The sequence below is a fragment of the Bradyrhizobium sp. 35 genome, assembly GCF_023073215.1.
Classification (GTDB): domain Bacteria; phylum Pseudomonadota; class Alphaproteobacteria; order Rhizobiales; family Xanthobacteraceae; genus Bradyrhizobium; species Bradyrhizobium canariense_D.
In genome coordinates, this window is record NZ_JADPJC010000017.1 from 344,733 (window position 1) to 361,507 (window position 16,775).

The 16,775-nt window shown below is 62.5% G+C and carries 18 protein-coding genes and 1 tRNA gene; 10 read left to right on the top strand and 9 right to left on the bottom strand.

What is annotated here, in order from left to right; genetic code table 11:
- Nucleotides 1-1,356 carry a bifunctional UDP-N-acetylglucosamine diphosphorylase/glucosamine-1-phosphate N-acetyltransferase GlmU gene (gene glmU / locus IVB36_RS04005; protein WP_247370393.1) on the bottom strand — a complete coding sequence of 452 codons (1,356 nt, stop codon included), beginning with the start codon at nt 1,354-1,356 and terminating at the stop codon, nt 1-3.
- 174 nt (nt 1,357-1,530) lie between these two features.
- On the opposite strand from glmU, the gene IVB36_RS04010 reads away from it, so the two are divergent.
- Both IVB36_RS04010 and IVB36_RS04015 read left to right on the top strand, forming a co-directional pair.
- Entirely contained in the window at nt 1,531-2,895 is a 1,365-nt protein-coding gene (locus IVB36_RS04010; protein WP_247370390.1) for a hypothetical protein, read from the top strand.
- 110 nt (nt 2,896-3,005) lie between these two features.
- Nucleotides 3,006-3,386 carry a hypothetical protein gene (locus IVB36_RS04015; protein ID WP_018457946.1) on the top strand — a complete coding sequence of 127 codons (381 nt, stop codon included), beginning with the start codon at nt 3,006-3,008 and terminating at the stop codon, nt 3,384-3,386.
- On the opposite strand, the gene IVB36_RS04020 is transcribed toward IVB36_RS04015, so the two are convergent.
- Nucleotides 3,346-4,905, bottom strand: coding sequence for a beta-1,6-glucan synthase (locus IVB36_RS04020; protein WP_039800292.1), 1,560 nt, complete (start codon nt 4,903-4,905; stop codon nt 3,346-3,348). The genes IVB36_RS04015 and IVB36_RS04020 overlap by 41 nt on opposite strands.
- Before the next feature lie 329 nt (nt 4,906-5,234).
- Here IVB36_RS04020 and IVB36_RS04025 point away from each other — a divergent pair, with 329 nt between their 5' ends.
- From IVB36_RS04025 to IVB36_RS04060, 8 genes are all read left to right on the top strand, one after another.
- On the top strand, nt 5,235-5,825 hold the full coding sequence (locus IVB36_RS04025; RefSeq protein WP_247370384.1) for a beta-1-3, beta-1-6-glucan biosynthesis protein: 591 nt from the start codon (nt 5,235-5,237) through the stop codon (nt 5,823-5,825).
- A 214-nt stretch (nt 5,826-6,039) separates the two neighbouring features.
- Complete coding sequence (locus tag IVB36_RS04030) at nt 6,040-8,715, top strand: glycosyltransferase (protein WP_247390717.1); 2,676 nt, start codon at nt 6,040-6,042, stop codon at nt 8,713-8,715.
- A 315-nt stretch (nt 8,716-9,030) separates the two neighbouring features.
- A tRNA-Lys gene (locus IVB36_RS04035) sits at nt 9,031-9,106 on the top strand.
- Between the two features lie 138 nt (nt 9,107-9,244).
- Nucleotides 9,245-9,565: a hypothetical protein gene (locus IVB36_RS04040; RefSeq protein ID WP_247390719.1), complete on the top strand. Its 321-nt coding sequence runs from the start codon at nt 9,245-9,247 to the stop codon at nt 9,563-9,565.
- A gap of 439 nt (nt 9,566-10,004) precedes the next feature.
- Nucleotides 10,005-10,271 (top strand): hypothetical protein, encoded by a 267-nt coding sequence (locus tag IVB36_RS04045; RefSeq protein ID WP_247390722.1) that lies wholly within the window; start codon nt 10,005-10,007, stop codon nt 10,269-10,271.
- Between the two features lie 138 nt (nt 10,272-10,409).
- A complete protein-coding gene (locus tag IVB36_RS04050) occupies nt 10,410-10,586 on the top strand; it encodes a hypothetical protein (RefSeq protein WP_247390725.1) in 177 nt (58 codons plus the stop codon).
- 223 nt (nt 10,587-10,809) lie between these two features.
- The gene (locus tag IVB36_RS04055) at nt 10,810-11,412 is read left to right on the top strand and encodes an RNA ligase family protein (RefSeq protein ID WP_247390727.1); all 603 of its coding nucleotides are present in this window, start codon (nt 10,810-10,812) and stop codon (nt 11,410-11,412) included.
- A 76-nt stretch (nt 11,413-11,488) separates the two neighbouring features.
- Nucleotides 11,489-12,337 carry a hypothetical protein gene (locus IVB36_RS04060; RefSeq protein ID WP_247390729.1) on the top strand — a complete coding sequence of 283 codons (849 nt, stop codon included), beginning with the start codon at nt 11,489-11,491 and terminating at the stop codon, nt 12,335-12,337.
- Nucleotides 12,338-12,692: 355 nt separating this feature from the next.
- Here the strand turns inward: IVB36_RS04060 and IVB36_RS04065 are convergent, their stop codons facing one another.
- The 7 genes from IVB36_RS04065 to IVB36_RS04090 form a co-directional block, all read right to left on the bottom strand.
- Complete coding sequence (locus IVB36_RS04065; protein WP_247390731.1) at nt 12,693-12,977, bottom strand: hypothetical protein; 285 nt, start codon at nt 12,975-12,977, stop codon at nt 12,693-12,695.
- The gene (locus IVB36_RS04070; protein ID WP_247390733.1) at nt 12,974-13,630 is read right to left on the bottom strand and encodes a hypothetical protein; all 657 of its coding nucleotides are present in this window, start codon (nt 13,628-13,630) and stop codon (nt 12,974-12,976) included. Before IVB36_RS04070 ends, IVB36_RS04065 begins: the two co-directional genes overlap by 4 nt.
- The gene (locus tag IVB36_RS04075) at nt 13,627-15,087 is read right to left on the bottom strand and encodes a terminase (RefSeq protein WP_247390735.1); all 1,461 of its coding nucleotides are present in this window, start codon (nt 15,085-15,087) and stop codon (nt 13,627-13,629) included. Before IVB36_RS04075 ends, IVB36_RS04070 begins: the two co-directional genes overlap by 4 nt.
- Nucleotides 15,084-15,335, bottom strand: coding sequence for a hypothetical protein (locus IVB36_RS04080; RefSeq protein ID WP_247390736.1), 252 nt, complete (start codon nt 15,333-15,335; stop codon nt 15,084-15,086). The genes IVB36_RS04075 and IVB36_RS04080 overlap by 4 nt, the downstream gene beginning before the upstream one ends.
- The gene (locus IVB36_RS40095; RefSeq protein WP_256467221.1) at nt 15,332-15,463 is read right to left on the bottom strand and encodes a hypothetical protein; all 132 of its coding nucleotides are present in this window, start codon (nt 15,461-15,463) and stop codon (nt 15,332-15,334) included. The genes IVB36_RS04080 and IVB36_RS40095 overlap by 4 nt, the downstream gene beginning before the upstream one ends.
- Entirely contained in the window at nt 15,460-15,891 is a 432-nt protein-coding gene (locus IVB36_RS04085; RefSeq protein ID WP_247390737.1) for a hypothetical protein, read from the bottom strand. Before IVB36_RS04085 ends, IVB36_RS40095 begins: the two co-directional genes overlap by 4 nt.
- A 344-nt stretch (nt 15,892-16,235) precedes the next feature.
- Complete coding sequence (locus IVB36_RS04090) at nt 16,236-16,733, bottom strand: hypothetical protein (protein ID WP_247390738.1); 498 nt, start codon at nt 16,731-16,733, stop codon at nt 16,236-16,238.
- Nucleotides 16,734-16,775: the final 42 nt, after the last annotated feature.

Genomic DNA, 16,775 nt, shown 5'->3' on the forward strand with positions numbered 1-16,775 from the left:
TCATTTCTCCGGCTTCTTGCCACCCGTCTTCAGCTCGCGATAGCGCACCGCCCCACCTTCGCGGATGGTCTGCGGGCTCCGCTCCAGCGCCATGGCGTCATCAGGCACGTCGCGCGTGATCACGGAGCCCGAGCCGATATAGGCGCCGTTGCCGATTGTCACCGGTGCAACCAGCGAGGAGTTGGTGCCGACGAAGGCGCCCTGCCCGATGATCGTCTTGTGCTTCTTGAACCCATCGTAGTTGCAGGTGATGGTGCCGGCGCCGATGTTGGAATTGGCGCCGATGGTGGCATCGCCGATGTAGGAGAGATGGTTGACCTTGACGCCGGCCTCCAGCGTCGCGGCCTTGGTCTCCACAAAATTGCCGATGCGCGCGCCGTCGCCGAGCGAGGTGCCGGGCCGCAGCCGCGCATAGGGGCCGATGGAGACCTTCTTGCCGAGCTTGGTCTCGACGATATGCGAGAAGGAATGGACCACCGTGCCGTCGCCGATCGAAACGCCGGGGCCGATCACCACGAAGGGCTCGATCGTCACGTCCTTGCCGAATACGGTATCCGCGGCGAGATAGACGGTTTCGGGCGCGATCAGCGTGACGCCGGACTCCATCGCCACTTTCCGCAACCGCGCCTGCATCACGCCTTCAGCCTCGGCGAGCTGCGCCTTGGTGTTGATGCCGCGCACTTCGTCCTCGCTGGTTTCGATCACCACGGCATCCCATCCCTGTTCGCTGATAATGCCGACCGCGTCGGTCAGATAATATTCGCCCTTGGAATTCGCATTGCCGATCTTGTCGAGGATCGCGAGCGCGCGATGCCCGTCGATCGCCATGACCCCGGCATTGCACAGGTCGATCTTGCGCTCCTCGGCGCTGGCATCGGCCTGCTCGCGGATCGCGACCAGGCGATCGCCCTCGACGATGAAGCGGCCATAGCCGGTGGGATCGGCGGCGCGGAAGCCGAGTGCGGCAATTGCGGCGCCTTTGGCCAGCGGCGCGCGCAGCCGCGCAAAGGTCTCGGCCGAGATCAGCGGCGTGTCGCCGAACGCAATCAGCAGATCATCCACGCCCGGCGCAATGGCATCACGCGCCGCCAGCACCGCATGTGCGGTGCCGAGCCGTTCCTGTTGCACGAAGGTGAGCGCGTCGGGACGGATGCGCCTTGCTTCGTCCGCCACCGCCTGATGGTCGGGTCCGATCACGACTGCGAGCGAGGTGCCGGCTCCCTTGGGCGCCGCGGCGAGCACGTGGGCGAGCAGGCTCTGGTGCGCGACAGGATGCAGCACTTTCGGCAGGTGTGAGCGCATACGCGTGCCTTCGCCGGCGGCGAGCACGATCGTGAGGCTGGAACGGGCGGTCATCGCAATCCTGTCAATCGGCCGAATCAATCGGCGCCAGCGGGCGACGGGCCGCCCTCATCAGCTATCGCCTTGCTACCCCCGCAAACGCCCGGAGTTCAAGTGCGACACGCTTTTCCTGTTAATGTTCCCTGATTGATTCGGGGAAGCCGGACAGGGGTTGGGCACTTAACGTTCATGGCAAAGGATTCCGACCCACTGGCGGATGCCTTCGGCGCCAAGGAGACCGGCGGGCTGTTCTCCGGACTTGTGGCCGAGGAGAGTTCGTTCGATCGCGGCATGATGTGGCGGCTGGGCTCATGGGGCGTGACGGCCGTCGGCGCCGTGGTGCTTGCCGTGTTCGCCAACCAGGCCCAGCTCGGCTGGCGGCGCGACCAGGTCGCATCCGCCGATCTCGCGCGCCAGGCCGACCGGCTCCAGATCCTGACCAAGGAGAGCCAGAACGAGGCCCGCCGGCTCGCCTCCGCCATCGAGACGCTGAACACCGATCGCGACCGGCTCTATTCGCGCGTCACCGTGCTGGAGCAAGGGCTCGATTCCGTGACCGGCGCCATCGCCAAGCAGACGACAACGCCGCCGCAGGCGTCCGTTGCGAAGCCGCAGGACGCGCCGGCCTTGATCGGCCCGCCGGCGCCCGGCATCGCGCAGGTCGCCTCGACACCGGCTCCGGCCAACGACAAGCCGCGCGCCGAGGCCGCAAAGGAGCCGTGGAGTCCGCCGCCGCAGAGCGCGGCCGCGGCCTCGCTGGTCGCGCAGTCGCCGGCGACGAATTCGGCACTGCCGATGCTTCCGTTGGTCCCATCCAAATCGATCATGGCGCCGCCCGATCCGGCCGCCCCGAAACTGGTTCAGCCCGAGGCCGCAGAGAAGGCGACCGAGAAGGCTGCCGAGACGAAGCCAGAACCGGCGCCCGCTCCGATCGAAGTCGCCGCGGCACCTGCCAAGCCGCCGGAGGCCGCCGAAAGCGAGGCTCCCGCGATCGCGGTCCAGCAGACGCGCTTTGCGATTGATCTCGGTGGCGCCAACTCGCTCGATGGCCTGCGCGCGCTGTGGCGCGGGGTCACCAAATCCAATCCCGAAATCGCAGCGCTGCGGCCGATCATCATGATCAAGGAAGGCAACACCGGCCTTGGCATGCAGCTCCGCCTCGGCGCCGGTCCGCTGATCAATGCAGCGGCTGCAGCAAAACTCTGCGCCGGCCTCGCCGAGAACGACCGCCACTGCGAGACCACCGTGTTCGACGGCCAGCGGCTGTCAATGCGCGGCGGCCAAGAGAAGAAGCAGGACAAGACCCAAGACAAGACCCAAGACAGGGTTCAGGAGAAGGACTCCGACAAGCCCCAGGACTCGGTGCCGCAAGCCGAGACCGCCCCAGCGCCCGCGCCGGCCGCCAAGCCCGACAAGCGTCGCCGCAGCTATTCCTCAAAACGCTCATCGAAGCGCGAGGAGCCCGCGCCTGCTCCTGCGGCGCAGCCGGCCGCACAGCCGAAGCCCGAGACGGCGTCGGCGGGATCAACGCTGTCGTCGTTCTTCAGAAGGTAGCTTACCTCGCGGCAATTCATCAGCGTAATGGGTGAAGGATCTCACGCAGGTCGCGAGAAACTTGCGCCTCCCCTGTTGCCCCGTTCCACCATCCCGACCATATTGCCGCCATGACAAAAAAGCCCTTCCGCCTCACGCCCTACCAGGTGCAGTTCCTGATCGTCGTCGGCTTCGCCAGCGTCGGCTATGCGCTCTATCTGCGCTATCTCGGAATCGAAAACTCGCAGGTCGGTCTCGCCTGCGACGCCGGGCTTCAGACCCTGGTCTGCAAGGCGCGCTCGGTCTCGACCGTGCTGTTCAAGAATTCGGTGTTCGGCATCGTCGCGCTGGTGGTGGCAACGCTGAACCTGATGCGGCCGTCCATCGTGCTGCTCACCGCCGGCATCATCGCCGCGGGCCTTGGCATCGTGCTCTACAATGTCGTGCTGTCGGGCCTGGCGATCGGCCTGCTCATTCTTGGATTTGCTCGGCCCGCGCCCGCCACAGCGTGAGCGCGAACAAGAGATAGATCGCGCAGGTCCACAGCGACTGCCAATTGTCGCGGCCCTCGTTGAACAGCACATAGGCCGCCGACAGCGTCAGCACGCCGGCGAAGACCGATTCCGCGATCGGACGCTGGCCGATCTGCGGCCGGTTCAGCATCAATAGCGCAAACGGCACAACCGCCATCGTCAGCGCGGCGTAAGGGAAATCCTTGTAGCGCGGGTCGAACACGAATCCGAGCGCGGTCTGCGCCGCGATGACCGCCGTCACTGCCAGCGTCAAGCCGAGCACGGCGGTGAGCTTCGACCATTTCCGGCCCTCGCGCGGACCAAGCAGATCGAGGAAGGTCGGAAGGCTGCGGCCGATCACCATCGCCTGCGCGCAGAAGATCGGCGACAGGATGCCAGCCGCGAGCAGCGCGCCCCACAGCAGCCAGCCGCCGATGCCGTAGCTCTCGTAGTACATCTTGTCGGCGCCGATCCCGAGCAGAATGCCGGCCGAGGTTGCCGAGATCGCCACGCCGAGCCAGGACGAGAAGCGCGGCGTCCACGGTCTGCGCCGCAACGTCAGGCCCGCGACCGCGAACACCAGCACGGAGAGGCCCATGCCGGCGGCCATGTACCATTTCCAGTACGGGAAATTGCTGATCGGCTCGCCCGGCGGATATTTCAGGCCACGGCGCACCGAGTCATAGAGGCCCCAATAGCCGCCGACGGTGCCTTCCAGTTTGCGCTTCCACGGCTGGTCGTAGGACTCGATCAGGTTGACGCGGAATTTTTGCGCTTTCGCCAGACTCAGGATCTCCGAGACCACGCGCGCCTGGTTGGTGCGCGACGGCAGCGCGCCATCTCGCATGCGCCCTTCGCTCGGCCAGCCGGTTTCGCCGATCAAAATCTCCTTGCCGGGAAATGCGACCGCCATGCGCTCGCGGATCTGTTCGACATGGGAGGCGGCGAACTTGGCCCGCACCGGATTGTCTTCCCAATAGGGCAGGATGTGGATCGTGACGAAGTCGACGGCGTCATAGATCTCGCGATTCCTGAGCCAGAACTCCCAGACATCGGCATAGGTGACGGGCACGCTGACCTGCGCCTTCACCGAGCGGATGATGGAGACGAGGTCCGCGGTCGTCATCTCGCCGCGCAGCAGCACTTCGTTGCCGACGATGATGCTGGTGATGATCCCGGGGAAATCCTTGGAAAGGCGAATGGCGAGCGCGGCCTGCTCGAAATTCTTGGTGCGGTTGCTGGAGAGCCAGATGCCCTGGAGCACCTTCAGCCCGCCGATCCGGGCCGCGATCGCCGGCACCTGGTCGAGCCCGTTCTCCATCGAATAGGTGCGGACGCAGTCGGTGATCTCCTTGAGCTGGCGCAGGTCCTGCTCGATCTGATCGGCCTCGATATGAGTCCATGCGTTCAGCGGCGACTGCTCGCCGCGGAACGGCGCGTAGGAGACGCATTGGACCTTGTCGGCGGGATCGATCGGGGCGCGCGCGAGCGAGATCGGCGTGGCAAGCCACCACCACACGGCAGCGATCGCACCCAATGAAACGAGCAGAAGCGCCAGTGGCGTACGAAGAGAAATCGGTTCCGTCCTCCGCGAAGGGCCGTCGATTACCTGCTAGCACGCCGTCTGCCAAGGGGGTGACTCCGTTATGGATCCATCCCTCCCCTGAGGAATTTACCTGCGGCCGTTCGACCGAGGCCTAGGATCGTGACTTTGCTGGACAAAATTCCAGATTCAGGCCATGGACTCGGGAGGACTTTTCCGCCGCATTGGAGACCCATTTGGACGCCATCACCGGGCGCGTCCGCGAAGGTCCTGACGCGGACGGTCAGTGATATATTGGGGAATTCATGCGGCAACGGGTGTTCGAGTTACGAAATGCGGTCCTGCGGCAGTTCGCCGCCACCTTGGCCGTTTCTTCCCTTGTCATCCTGATGGGTATCGGCGCGGCCTCCGCCCAGAGCGGCACGCCCGCCCCCGACCAGAGCAAGGCAGCCGCCCAGCCCGCCGACACGGCCAAGGATGCCGCCCAGAATCAGCGCCGCACCGACGAATTCGCCGAAGCAGCCCAGGTCATCAGCGGCCCGGCCGGCAACCCCGAATGCGTCTGGCTCGGCCGCCGCGTGGTGCGGCTGATGTGGCGGGACGACCTCGATACCGCATTCCGCCATCTCGACCTCTATGACCGTTTCGGCTGCCCCGGCGGCCACATCCAGGCCGCCTTCCGCTGCCTGACCCGCTTCGGCGGCCAGATCGATCCCAAGGTCGCCGAGACCCTGGACAGCCGTGTGCACGCTTGCTGGATCAACCCGGCGTCGCAGCCACAGCAGGCCGCGGCCGCGGCCTCGCAGCCGGCCGCGGCCGCATCGGGCAATGCGCAGCCGCAGCCGGCCGCGAGCCCCTCGCCGGCGGCAAGCCCGTCACCGGCGCCCCCGAAATAGCCGCGATTGTTTCAGCCTCCGTTCAGGAACGATCGGCGATAGAAGCAATTGGCACTGCTGCGAATTTCGAAATGTGCATGCCCTCATTCGGTCATGAGGCGATGACAGTTGTTAAACCGCGCGGCAGAGGTATGCTCCATTTGCCGCGGACTTGGTCGGATCTCGGGGTCGGATCCGCTTCCCTGCCCCCTCAGCCCCTTTTGGTTTAGCCGCGATGCGGGTTGTCGCCGCCGTTCTGTTGCTTGTGTCCGCGCTCCACGCCGGCTTCTGGGGAGTCTTGCGCGACAAGGAACCCGCGCCCGACTTCGAGGGCCTGCTGCCCAGCGTCTCCTACGCCCCGTTCGAGGGCTCGGCTCATCCTGATATCGACAACATTCCGACGGTGGAGAAAATCCGCGCCGACCTGAAGACGCTGTCGACGATGACGCGCGCGATCCGCCTTTATTCGTCCACGGGCGGCGTGGAACTGGTGCCGCCGATCGCGGCGGAGTTCGGCCTCAAGGTCACCGTCGGCGCGTGGATCGACAAGGACAAGGATCGCAACGAGCGCGAGATCAAGGCCGCCATCGAGCTCGCGCGCAAGAACAGCAACGTCAACGGCGTCGTCGTCGGCAACGAGGTGATCTACCGCGGCGAGCAGAAGGTCGAAGACCTCATCGAGATGATCAAGAAGGTCAAGGGCTCGGTCCGCGTACCCGTCACGACCGGTGAGATCTGGAACATCTGGCGCGACAATCCCGACCTCGGCTCCAACGTCGACTTCATCGCCGCCCACGTGCTACCCTATTGGGAAAACTTCCGCTCGGATCAGGCGGTCGACCAGGCCGTCGACCGCTACAATCTGTTACGCAACCTGTTCCCCGGCAAGCGCATCGTGATCGCCGAATTCGGCTGGCCGAGCGCGGGTTACAATTTACGCAACGCCGACCCCGGTCCGTTCCAGCAAGCACTCACCTTGCGCAACTTCGTCAGCCGCGCCGACGCCATCGGCATGGAATACAACATCGTCGAGGCCATCGATCAGCCCTGGAAATACTTCGAAGGCGGCGTCGGTCCGTACTGGGGCATCCTCAACGCCAGCCGCGAGCCGAAATTTGCCTGGACCGGCCCGGTGCAAAATCCCGATTATTGGAAGCTGATGGGTGTGGCGCTCCTCGTCGGTATCCTGCTGTCGCTGCCGATCCTGCGGCTGCAGCAGCCGACGGCGAAGCAGGCGTTCCTGCTGTCGGCCACCGCCAACGGCGTCGGCGCCTGGGCTGCCACCGTGTTCGCGTTCTGGAACGGGCACTATTTCATCTTCGGCTCGGCCTTCGCGCTCACGCTCGGCATGATCCTGCTTGTTCCCCTCGTGCTGATCGCGATGGCGCGCATCGACGAGATCGCGGCCGTCGCATTCGGCCGGCCGCCGCAGCGGCTGCTCACGAAAGGTAAGCCGGTCGAGGACGTGCCCGAGAATTATTGCCCGAAGGTCTCGATCCACATCCCCGCCTATTTCGAACCGGTCGAGATGCTCAAGCAGACGCTCGATGCGCTGTCGCGGCTGAACTATCCGAACTACGAATGCGTCGTCATCATCAACAACACGCCGGACCCTGCCTTCTGGCAGCCGATCCAGGATCATTGCCGCGCGCTCGGTGAACGCTTCAAGTTCATCAACGCCGAGAAGGTGCAGGGCTTCAAGGCCGGTGCGCTGCGCATCGCGATGGACCGCACCGCCGTCGACGCCGAGATCATCGGCATCCTCGATGCCGATTACGTCGTCGATCCCGACTGGCTGAAGGACCTCGTGCCGGCGTTCGCCGATCCCAGCGTCGGCCTGGTGCAGGCGCCGCAGGAACATCGCGACGGCGACCTGTCGATCATGCACTACATCATGAACGGCGAATATGCCGGGTTCTTCGACATCGGCATGGTCCAGCGCAACGAGACCAACGCCATCATCGTGCACGGCACGATGTGCCTGATCCGCCGCGCCGCGATGGACATGGCCGGCGGCTGGTCGTCCGACACGATCTGCGAGGACAGCGATCTCGGCCTTTCGATCCAGCAGCTCGGCTGGACTACGCACTACACCAACCACCGCTACGGCCAGGGCCTGCTCCCCGACACCTACGAGGCCTTCAAGAAGCAGCGTCACCGCTGGGCCTATGGCGGCCTCCAGATCGTCAAGAAGCACTGGCGGAACTTCCTGCCCGGACGGAGCCGGCTGACGCCCGACCAGAAGCGCGAATATGGCCTGGGCTGGCTGAACTGGCTGGGTGCCGAAAGCCTCGGCGTCGTCGTGGCGCTGCTCAACCTCGTCTGGGTGCCGATCGTCGCCTTCGCCGACATCGCCATCCCCGACAAGATCCTGACGCTGCCGATCATCGGCGCCTTCATCGTCTCGCTCGTACACTTCTTGTCGATGTACCGCGCCCGCGTCGCGATCAAGCCCGGGCAGATGCTGGGCGCGATGATCGCGGCGATGAGCGTGCAGTGGACGGTGTCGCGCGCGGTGGCGCAGGGACTGATCACCGAGCACATTGCGTTCGCGCGCACCTCCAAGGGCGGCCTGTCCAGGATGTCGATCGAGTTCCAGGCGTTCTGGGAGGCCGTGATCGGCGCCCTGCTCCTGATCGGCGCCGGCGTGCTGGTGGCCTCCAACAGCTACCGCCAGATCACCGAGATCTACATCTTCGCCGGCGTGCTGGTGCTGCAGAGCCTGCCGTTCCTGGCCGCGGTCGCCATCGCCATCCTCGAGCTCAGCCGCATCAACTCGTTCCAGTTCTGGCGCGACAGCGCGATCCGCACCGCCGAGCTGATCGGCTTGCGCCCGGTCGCGCTACCCACCCCCGCCGGCACGCCGCAGCAAGTGCCGGTGCCGAGCGAGGTCCGGCGGGAAGCGAACTGACGGGGCTCCGAACGTGGCATCCGTCCCGTGGGCGGACGTCGCGGCTTCTTCGGCGTGGATGACGGCCGCCATTCGGGTTGAAAATCCCGGCTCAAGCATTGGAAACGGCGAGCGAATTCCCGCTGTTGCCTTCAAGTTCGGCAACCACCCGAGCTATTGACCTCCGCGCCCCATCCCCCTACACAGCGCGGGCCGAAAGCATGATCCGGAAACAGCCGGTTTTTCCGCAACGCTTGCGTCGATGTGGCGGCAAGACATGCTTTTCCAAATGACCGAAGACGATGGCGATTTCTTTGAAGCCATCAGCGGCCATGGGAGCGCGTAGCTCAGCCGGTAGAGCACGTGACTTTTAATCACGGGGTCCTGGGTTCGAGCCCCAGCGCGCTCACCAAGCAAATTCAATGACTTAAGCTCTAAATTTCAACCCCAGAATTTGGCGGACATCACTTCCGGGTGGCTGGTGGGGTAACGACGACGTGAACAAATCCTGGATGGCGCTAGACTGCTGATTATCAAGGGAAGCAGCACGATGAAGTTTTTCCTGCCATTCGCGGCTGACGAGAAGCAGGCCGAAGAGACCTATGAGGCCATTAAGAAGTTCGTCGCGCCTCAAGGTGACGTCTCGGACACGCGCTACTATGCCATTTACTATCGTCACAATGGGCAGGAGTTGAGGGCCAGGGTCGGCGATCCAGATCCCTTAACGGGAGAACCCGTCATAGCGATACTGCGCTCGTCCCGCGATCGAGGCCCGTTCTATGTATGCACGCCCAACCGCGGCGTCGTCCGCGGTGATCCTATCCTGGCAGATGGTGGTCCCCACACCCGAGCGATACACTTCGAACAGTAGCCCGCCGGCGTGAACCGCCGGGCTTTCGATTTAGTGGGGCAATCAAACGAGCGACCACCACGACCAGCAGTAGCTCGCCGACGTTCGGAGCCCCTACGAATCGATAATTTGCGAGGTACATGCAATGCCGCTTTGATGGCGGCATGCCCTCTCTCCGACGATACACCAAATGGGCGGGCCACTATCCGCCGCGCAGCCCCGCTGAATGGCTGGCTGACGGTCACGTGACCTGCAACGTCCAATGCCTGAACGGCCGCTGCAATCGCAGGGTCGACGTTCGGCTCGACGCACTCCCGCAGGATCAGCCGTGGTCGCGCGTCGGCTTGCGCCTGGTCTGCTCGGCATGCGGCGCCGCAGGATCTGTGCATATCGTCCCGAACTGGCATGACAGTCACGGGCAAGTCAGGCCAAGCATGCGGTTGAGGTTTTGATTCCAGCAATGAAACTCGTCACCGAACGCCCTTTTGCCAATCCGGAAGCTGCCGCCCGCCAGCTGGTTCAGCTCGCTTCAGGCATCGAGGCGGTACAGGACGGCCGAATCCACATCGAGAAGATCAACTATCCCTTCCTCTACACGCTCAAGGGAAGCGGCACGGAGTTCGGCGCCGGCATCAGGTGCGCTGTCGAAAAGGGTTGGCTCGAGCTGCACGAGAGCGGGACCTACGTGCGGCTACTGACACCAAGCGAGAATCTATTGACGCGCTGAGGAACCGGTCGGGCATGTTTTGCTTGAATCGGCGCCAGCTCGCCACTGAAGCTGGCGGAGCGGTCCCGGCCTACCCCCAAGTACCCTCCTGAAGCCGGGGCCGTCTCTCTGCTGGCGCCTACACAGTTGGCACGGCCCATGAAAATACCGAAAGGCAAGTTCATGGGCGAGCGCACCGACACCCCCCCGGGAGATGAAGCAGAGCATTTCATCAAGTGCCCGACCTGCGGCGGATGGATCGATATGCGCGACCTCGGATCGGTTTTCGACCATGAGGGGCCGCTGCCCCATCCCTGCCAGGATCAGGCACAATAGTCACTGCCATGATCGTCAGCTTTGAAAGGAAGGTCCGCCGTCGTGAACCGGCAGGACGCCGCCGCGGCGCCTAAAAGGCCGGCCCCGAAGGAGGATGAATCCTTGAGGCCGGAAGTTTACTCCACGCTGCTCCGAGACAGCGCTCGGAGCTGGAGACGAACGCGCCCAGATTGCCGGTTGTTCCCGACTCGCAAAATACCGCGAAGCGCCTATCTTTTGGCGCATGCGTATGGCGTACGAGCTCTGCTTGGCGACCGCCGGCAAGCAGGTCCCATCGGGGCCGGACTGGATCCACGAGGTGAAGCACGACGGATACCGGATGCTGGTCATCCGGGAGAACGAGCGCGTGCGGCTGCTTTCCCGCAACGGCACCGATTGGACCAAGCGCTACCCCTGGATCGCCGAGGCCGCGCTGAAGAACCGGCAGAAACATTTCGTCGTTGATGGCGAGGCGGTAATTCTCGGCATCGATGGCATCTCCGACTTCAACGCGCTGCATTCCCGCAAGCACGAGGACGAGGTGCAGCTCTACGCGTTTGACGTTCTCGCCATGGGCGGTGACGATCTCCGGCAGCTCCCCCTACACCTGCGCAAGACCAACCTGGAGCGGCTGTTGGCTCGCCGGCCGGACGGAATCACCGTCGCGCCATTCGAGCGCGGCGAGATCGGGCCGGAGCTTTTCCGGGCGGCGTGCCGCATGGGCCTTGAAGGTCTCGTCTCGAAACACCGGGATCGGAGCTACCGTGGCGGCCGGCAGAAGTACTGGGTGAAGGTCAAGAACCGCAGCCATCCAGCAACGGCGCGGGTTGTACAGTCATTCTCATAAGAACGGCACATCGGGCTGGCCGCCGCCTTTCCACTTTGCTTTACTCCTGAGGCGGCGCTTCGCCCTGGGAAACGAGATGCCTGAGAGGATTCGATTCACTACAGAGGTTGACGGCCATCAACGCAATCTGTTCTCAGTTACAGAACGAGCGAACGGCGATTTGATGATTTTTTTCGGGTACGCCGGCCGGTACGGTTATGAACCGACCAACTCGGAGATTCTGACACAGAAATATTCAGTTCATGTCAGCCCAAACAGCCACGAATATTGCACTCTCAAACATACGCTCTGGCTTACAGACGGCACCAAGCTAACCAGCAGCGCTTTGACTGACGCGCCCAAGAAGGGCGGCTTTTCCTTCATATTCTCGCGCAGACCTCCGAACCTAGCGAATGAAAAATATCTGATCCCGGAGAATAACACCGATCAAAGGGTGCAGCTTACCTGCCCGGTCGAACTCAATCTCTCACTCGTCTACAGCGTGGTTGTAGCCGCCGCGGATGCGCAGTTCGGTCCGCAACCTGGACTTTCAGTCATTGAGTTCCGTTTCGCAAAATTCAAACTCGTAATTCTTTATCAGCACATCGTCCTCCCCCCTCACCACAGAGGGGACCTGCTTCATACTCTTACGGCGCCACCCGAGCTCGGTGCCGATCGTGCTATCCAGGATACCCTCCGGAATCTCATGAAAGGTAAGGACCAGAGCACTATCCTGAAGCAATTTCAGGATCACTCGCATCTTCTGGCGAATAGTCTTGCCCACCACCTCCTTGAAGAGGTCTCCGATCAGACGCTTAGACGGCATCTCACGAACTTCATCAGGCAGACAGAAAACGCGCTTACCGATGTAGAACGCTATGTAATCGTAGGAGTAAATCAACAGGATCGCGCTCCTCCGATGCGTCCCAATGATCCACCACGCTAATGGCCAACCTCATTACCTCCGTTGAAACACCGGGCGGGAAAGTGCGTCGCTCGATTTGAACCCCGCCAACGCACCCTATCTCAGACTCGGGTGCGCCAGAGTTGACCCACCTATGTCGCTCAGGCACCAGCTCCAGCGTGTGTTCGATTCCCTTGTACCGGAATGCGTCAGTCATCGAGCAGCACCCGCTCTATAATCCCGAATGTGCTTGAACTTCTTTGCAGCCGGTCTCTCCGGCTTCGGCTTTTTTGCCTGTTCTAAGCGCTGAAACTCGGCAGCAACGGCGGCGCTAAGCCTCGCTGCTCTCGCCTCGATCTGGCCACCCACGCCCGGGATTCTGATGCGGTGTCCCATGTCAGCCGCGCTTCAACTTCGAGACTTCAACCGACTTCCCGCCCTTTACGCTCACAGACCGCACCACGAGCGTGGCTGCCTCGGGAACGCCGTCAGCGCTCGCGGTGATCTCGATCCGGTCGTTCCGCCGGAGGTTCTCGGCAACCTCGTCGAAGTATCCAGGGCTCTCCAGAATGTCCTCGAGCGTGTGGCTGGTTTTATAAAAGAACGTATTCCAGGGCATGGCTTGGATCGCGAGCGAAAAGCCATAAACGTCTATCGCCACAAGGTCGTGAATGTCGCTCATGCCGTGCGCCCTCCAAGACCAACCGCCGGCTCAGTGCCGTGGATCATCTCATTCAGCTGGCGAACCCGATCCTGTACCGACCGTTTGGCATAACCGGGCGTGCCGGGCGGCGTTTCCTCGAATATCTTGTTTAGCTCGCGCTGGGCCGCGCTGTTGCCGCTGGGAAGGGCTTGGCGCGGTTCATCAAGCTGCGAACGCCTGCTGCTCACTGTGTTGTCTCCCATGAAGTTGGCTTTCAGGCGCCCGTATTCGGCCAAGTGCTGAAGTAGGACCGCGTCATTGCCGAGGCCGGAGGCATCAACTCGATCGATTAACTCAGGTCTGTTCGCGACAATGTATTTGTAGCCCTCAAACGCGTATGCCAGATTTTCCTTTGCGTCTGAGCCCCAGCTCTGCACCAGCGCCGAATTCTCGCCGCCGTTGCTGGTGAGTCTGCTAAGCGCGCTATCAACGACACTCGGCTGTGCCTGGTCGGCTGGCCTTTGCTGGAGCTTGTCGATTGCCAAGTGATTCTGCAGCCATGGCTGCACGTCGCTGGCCGGGGCGGCCGGGGCGTCATCCTGGACGGGCTGAGAAAGCGCCTGGGCGCCAAGGTGATCACCAGCAATCCACGCTTCTGCTGCCGGGCTGATCGTTTCCGCTGTGTCGCTCAATTCTTTGCTCCGTATTTTCCTGAGTGAACGTTATAATTTCCGGTACCTTCGAGGGTGACGCCGCCGGGTCTGCGATCGCGGCGCGCTGCCGCCGGCACATGGGCGACGGCCCCGGCGATGGCATTGATTAAATCGTCGTGCCCCCCAGGAGGATGCGAGACGCTGTCGCGGCCGCTGCGAGTTGTTTGGCGCTCAAGCGCGCATAGCTGCGCAATAGAGCGGTCATCATCAAGCAGCGAGACCGTGCGACTGTTCACCCTGGGCAGCAGGTCCAAGAACAACTCGCTCTTGGTCTTCTCGCTGTGACGATAGTGCACGCCGTGAATGCGAAATTGGCTCGCGACCCACTCGGCCGCGTATCTGTCGCCGTAACAAGTCGAGATGCGGTAGCTCCGGAGTAGAGTGCAAAACTCCGAAACCGTGGATTCCGGATTGAAAGGCGGTTTCACCTCCCGGATGGCATCGACCACGGCAATGTCGCCGGCCAGGTGTGCCACGCACATGGTCATCGAGTCGCTACTACCGCCAGATGGATCGATAAAGCCGACATAGCGATTGGGATAATCGAACGGCCTTTCGCGCACGCCGCTTTCAATGCAATGCATGACTGCAGTGCGGCTCACGAAGTCGCTTAGGTCGTCGCGGAACTGCGCATCCCATTCGCTCCGCGCGGCTTCAGGGTCCATCTGGCGCGCTCGATCAATCACGCTGATGTCGAGCGTAGGATTGAGCCTCGTGGTCGGCGCTACAATCACCAGGCAATTGGGGTCGTCTTTCCCGAACGAGGCCTCATATTTGCGGAACAGCAAGCCGCTGCGACGATACGGGCTGGATATGCCGATTAGCATGCCGCCGGTAGTGGCCAGCGCCGGGAGCGTCGCGGAGTAAATTTCAAAGTCGGGATTCGCCGCGCTATCCTGATCACGCCAGAATGCCGACTCGTCAAACACAGCTGCAAGGAGCGTTCTGCCTCGGACCGTCTTGAAGTTGGCGGAGTGCGTACCGATCGTGATGTTACCCTTGAGCTTGATTTCCTCGGTGGTCGGCTCGCCCTCAAGCAACTGCCGGAGCACCGGCGACGATGATATGAAGCCAGCAGCATAGTCGAGCGTAGCCTTAGCCTGGGATTTGCTGGCCGCCAGTGACAGCACTGTCGCGGTCTCTCCCGGCGCGAGCTTGTGACTATTGAAGGCCGCTAGATAGGCGCAGATGGCACCGGCCGTGCGGGTCTTGCCGGAGCGCCGGCCAGCCTGTACCCAGAGCTCGGGCACACGACTGGCCGGTGGCTCACGTCCCCCGCCGAGCTCCTTGAAAAGCACCAACTCGTCCGCTGTCATCGGCTCGGCGAACGCGGCCTTGAGGATCACGCGCCAGGTCGCCCAGCTGTCGAGATCACCAAGGGCCGCACCAAGCAGGTTGCGGTCGGTTAGTGCATCGCTGATGGAAATGCCATTCAAGCGTTGAGCGCTTTCTTGAGCGTGGCCGCGCTGAGCGCCGCTCGGCCGTCCTCGAACCGAACGACGAGCGCCGTGTCAGAGCTGATGCCATTCTCAACGAGACGTAGAGCGGATGCCTTCAGCGGGTCGCGGCCGATGGCGAGCAGGCGCCCGCACGCCGTAAGACGCATGTGATACGAGCCCTCGAATGCGGGATCGTGATGAGCCATCACGACGATGGCTTCGCTGGGATCAGGTTGGATGGTCACTTGGTCGGCACCATCGGTTTGCCGGGCTCACGATGCGTGGTGGCGCCACCAGCAGCGCTCGGCTTGCCGCCTTCGCGGCCGGGAATGAGATAGTTGGGCTTCGCGGGCGTGGATGAAGGTTTGCTCAAAGCGTTTCCTCACGGTTGGCAGGGTTGACATTGGAAGGGCTCTCAGCGGGCTTAGCAGCCTTGCTGGCGAGGTATTGGGAAAGACTGGGCGTGATGTCCTTGGCGCGCCGTTCGAGTCCCAGGTCGCTTAGGAGGCGACGCAGGCTGTTTGCAGCGGTAGTGAACTCCGCGAGATCGAGAACGCCGCCGGCAACCATCTCGGCCTCAGCCTGCTCGCAGACCACACACAGTGCCGATGCGCGGCGAGCGATAGCGGTTTGAGCGCCCGATGGATCGCCGCCGATGTCGCTGATCAATTCGGCCAGGACATCGCGATAGCGGCGCGCGGGCGCGCTGCGACCGTCTACGCCTTCGAGCACGGCAGAACCGTTGCTGATACGGCTGCGAGTCTTGGACGGAGGCTTTTCGAGGTGGCTTCGATCACACATCAAGTTTGATTTCGCTCTCATTGCTACCCGTTGCGTTACCCCAAACGACTATCACTAGCCATAAATCTCTACAATATAACGATCTTCTACATTTCAGCACGTGATCAAATATCACGGGCTTATTGTCCATGCATTTGCATATATCAACGCCGCACAAGCTCCCAAGTTGAGAGTTTGAAAATCGCGTCAGAAAAAGTTGTCCGGCGGGTGCGTAAACTTGACCAGCCTCGAAGGGGGAATGGTGTGACACTCGTGACGATCGTGACGCCATTTTCCGGTAATCGCCCCACGCGCGCGCGCGTAAAGCTCTATTACGCAAACAAGCGTCACAAGTGTCACAAGCGTCACCGCCCTTCATGGAAGCTCGCCACCGGCTTGAGGGAGATGCCGAAGAATTCGCGCGTCTTCCGGCCGCGATAGTAGCGAAAGGAATGCCGTATCATCTGGTCCTGAAACGACTGCCGCGTGCCAGGAGTATGACCGGCGCCGAGCGCAAATTCCTTCCATGACTTGAACAGGCGACTGCTACTCTCCGACCTGTCTCTGTTCTCCGGCTCACAGACGCACTCCTCCGCGAGCCAGTGAGCAAACAAGTCTTGGTCTGAGAAGTATTCCTCGGTCGCGGCCAACACGCTGGCGGGCTTCGCAAGGCCGCCGTTGGACAGCCAATCGAGACACCCTTCGATCATCCATTGCAGAATTGCGGGCGCCTCATCCATCAGCTTCCGCTCCAGTTCGCGGTCGGGATGCTCTGGCTTCTGTTCGAATGGAACGATCAGAAATCGGTAAGCGCTTAGCCGCAACCCTATTGAGGCTGGCTTGACGTTTTGCGGAATCGCCACGGCATGAGGTCTTCGATGCGGCTATGGGGATGGCCGTCGATG

Coding starts and splice junctions, on each gene's coding strand:
- IVB36_RS04030 (WP_247390717.1), top strand. CDS start 6,040: ATGCGGGTTGTCGCCGCCGTTCTGTTGCTTGTGTCCGCGCTCCACGCC.
- IVB36_RS04055 (WP_247390727.1), top strand. CDS start 10,810: ATGCGTATGGCGTACGAGCTCTGCTTGGCGACCGCCGGCAAGCAGGTC.
- IVB36_RS04025 (WP_247370384.1), top strand. CDS start 5,235: ATGCGGCAACGGGTGTTCGAGTTACGAAATGCGGTCCTGCGGCAGTTC.
- IVB36_RS04040 (WP_247390719.1), top strand. CDS start 9,245: ATGAAGTTTTTCCTGCCATTCGCGGCTGACGAGAAGCAGGCCGAAGAG.
- IVB36_RS04050 (WP_247390725.1), top strand. CDS start 10,410: ATGAAAATACCGAAAGGCAAGTTCATGGGCGAGCGCACCGACACCCCC.
- IVB36_RS04085 (WP_247390737.1), bottom strand. CDS start 15,891: ATGTGTGATCGAAGCCACCTCGAAAAGCCTCCGTCCAAGACTCGCAGC.
- glmU (WP_247370393.1), bottom strand. CDS start 1,356: ATGACCGCCCGTTCCAGCCTCACGATCGTGCTCGCCGCCGGCGAAGGC.
- IVB36_RS04015 (WP_018457946.1), top strand. CDS start 3,006: ATGACAAAAAAGCCCTTCCGCCTCACGCCCTACCAGGTGCAGTTCCTG.
- IVB36_RS04065 (WP_247390731.1), bottom strand. CDS start 12,977: ATGAGCGACATTCACGACCTTGTGGCGATAGACGTTTATGGCTTTTCG.
- IVB36_RS04045 (WP_247390722.1), top strand. CDS start 10,005: ATGAAACTCGTCACCGAACGCCCTTTTGCCAATCCGGAAGCTGCCGCC.
- IVB36_RS04060 (WP_247390729.1), top strand. CDS start 11,489: ATGCCTGAGAGGATTCGATTCACTACAGAGGTTGACGGCCATCAACGC.
- IVB36_RS04010 (WP_247370390.1), top strand. CDS start 1,531: ATGGCAAAGGATTCCGACCCACTGGCGGATGCCTTCGGCGCCAAGGAG.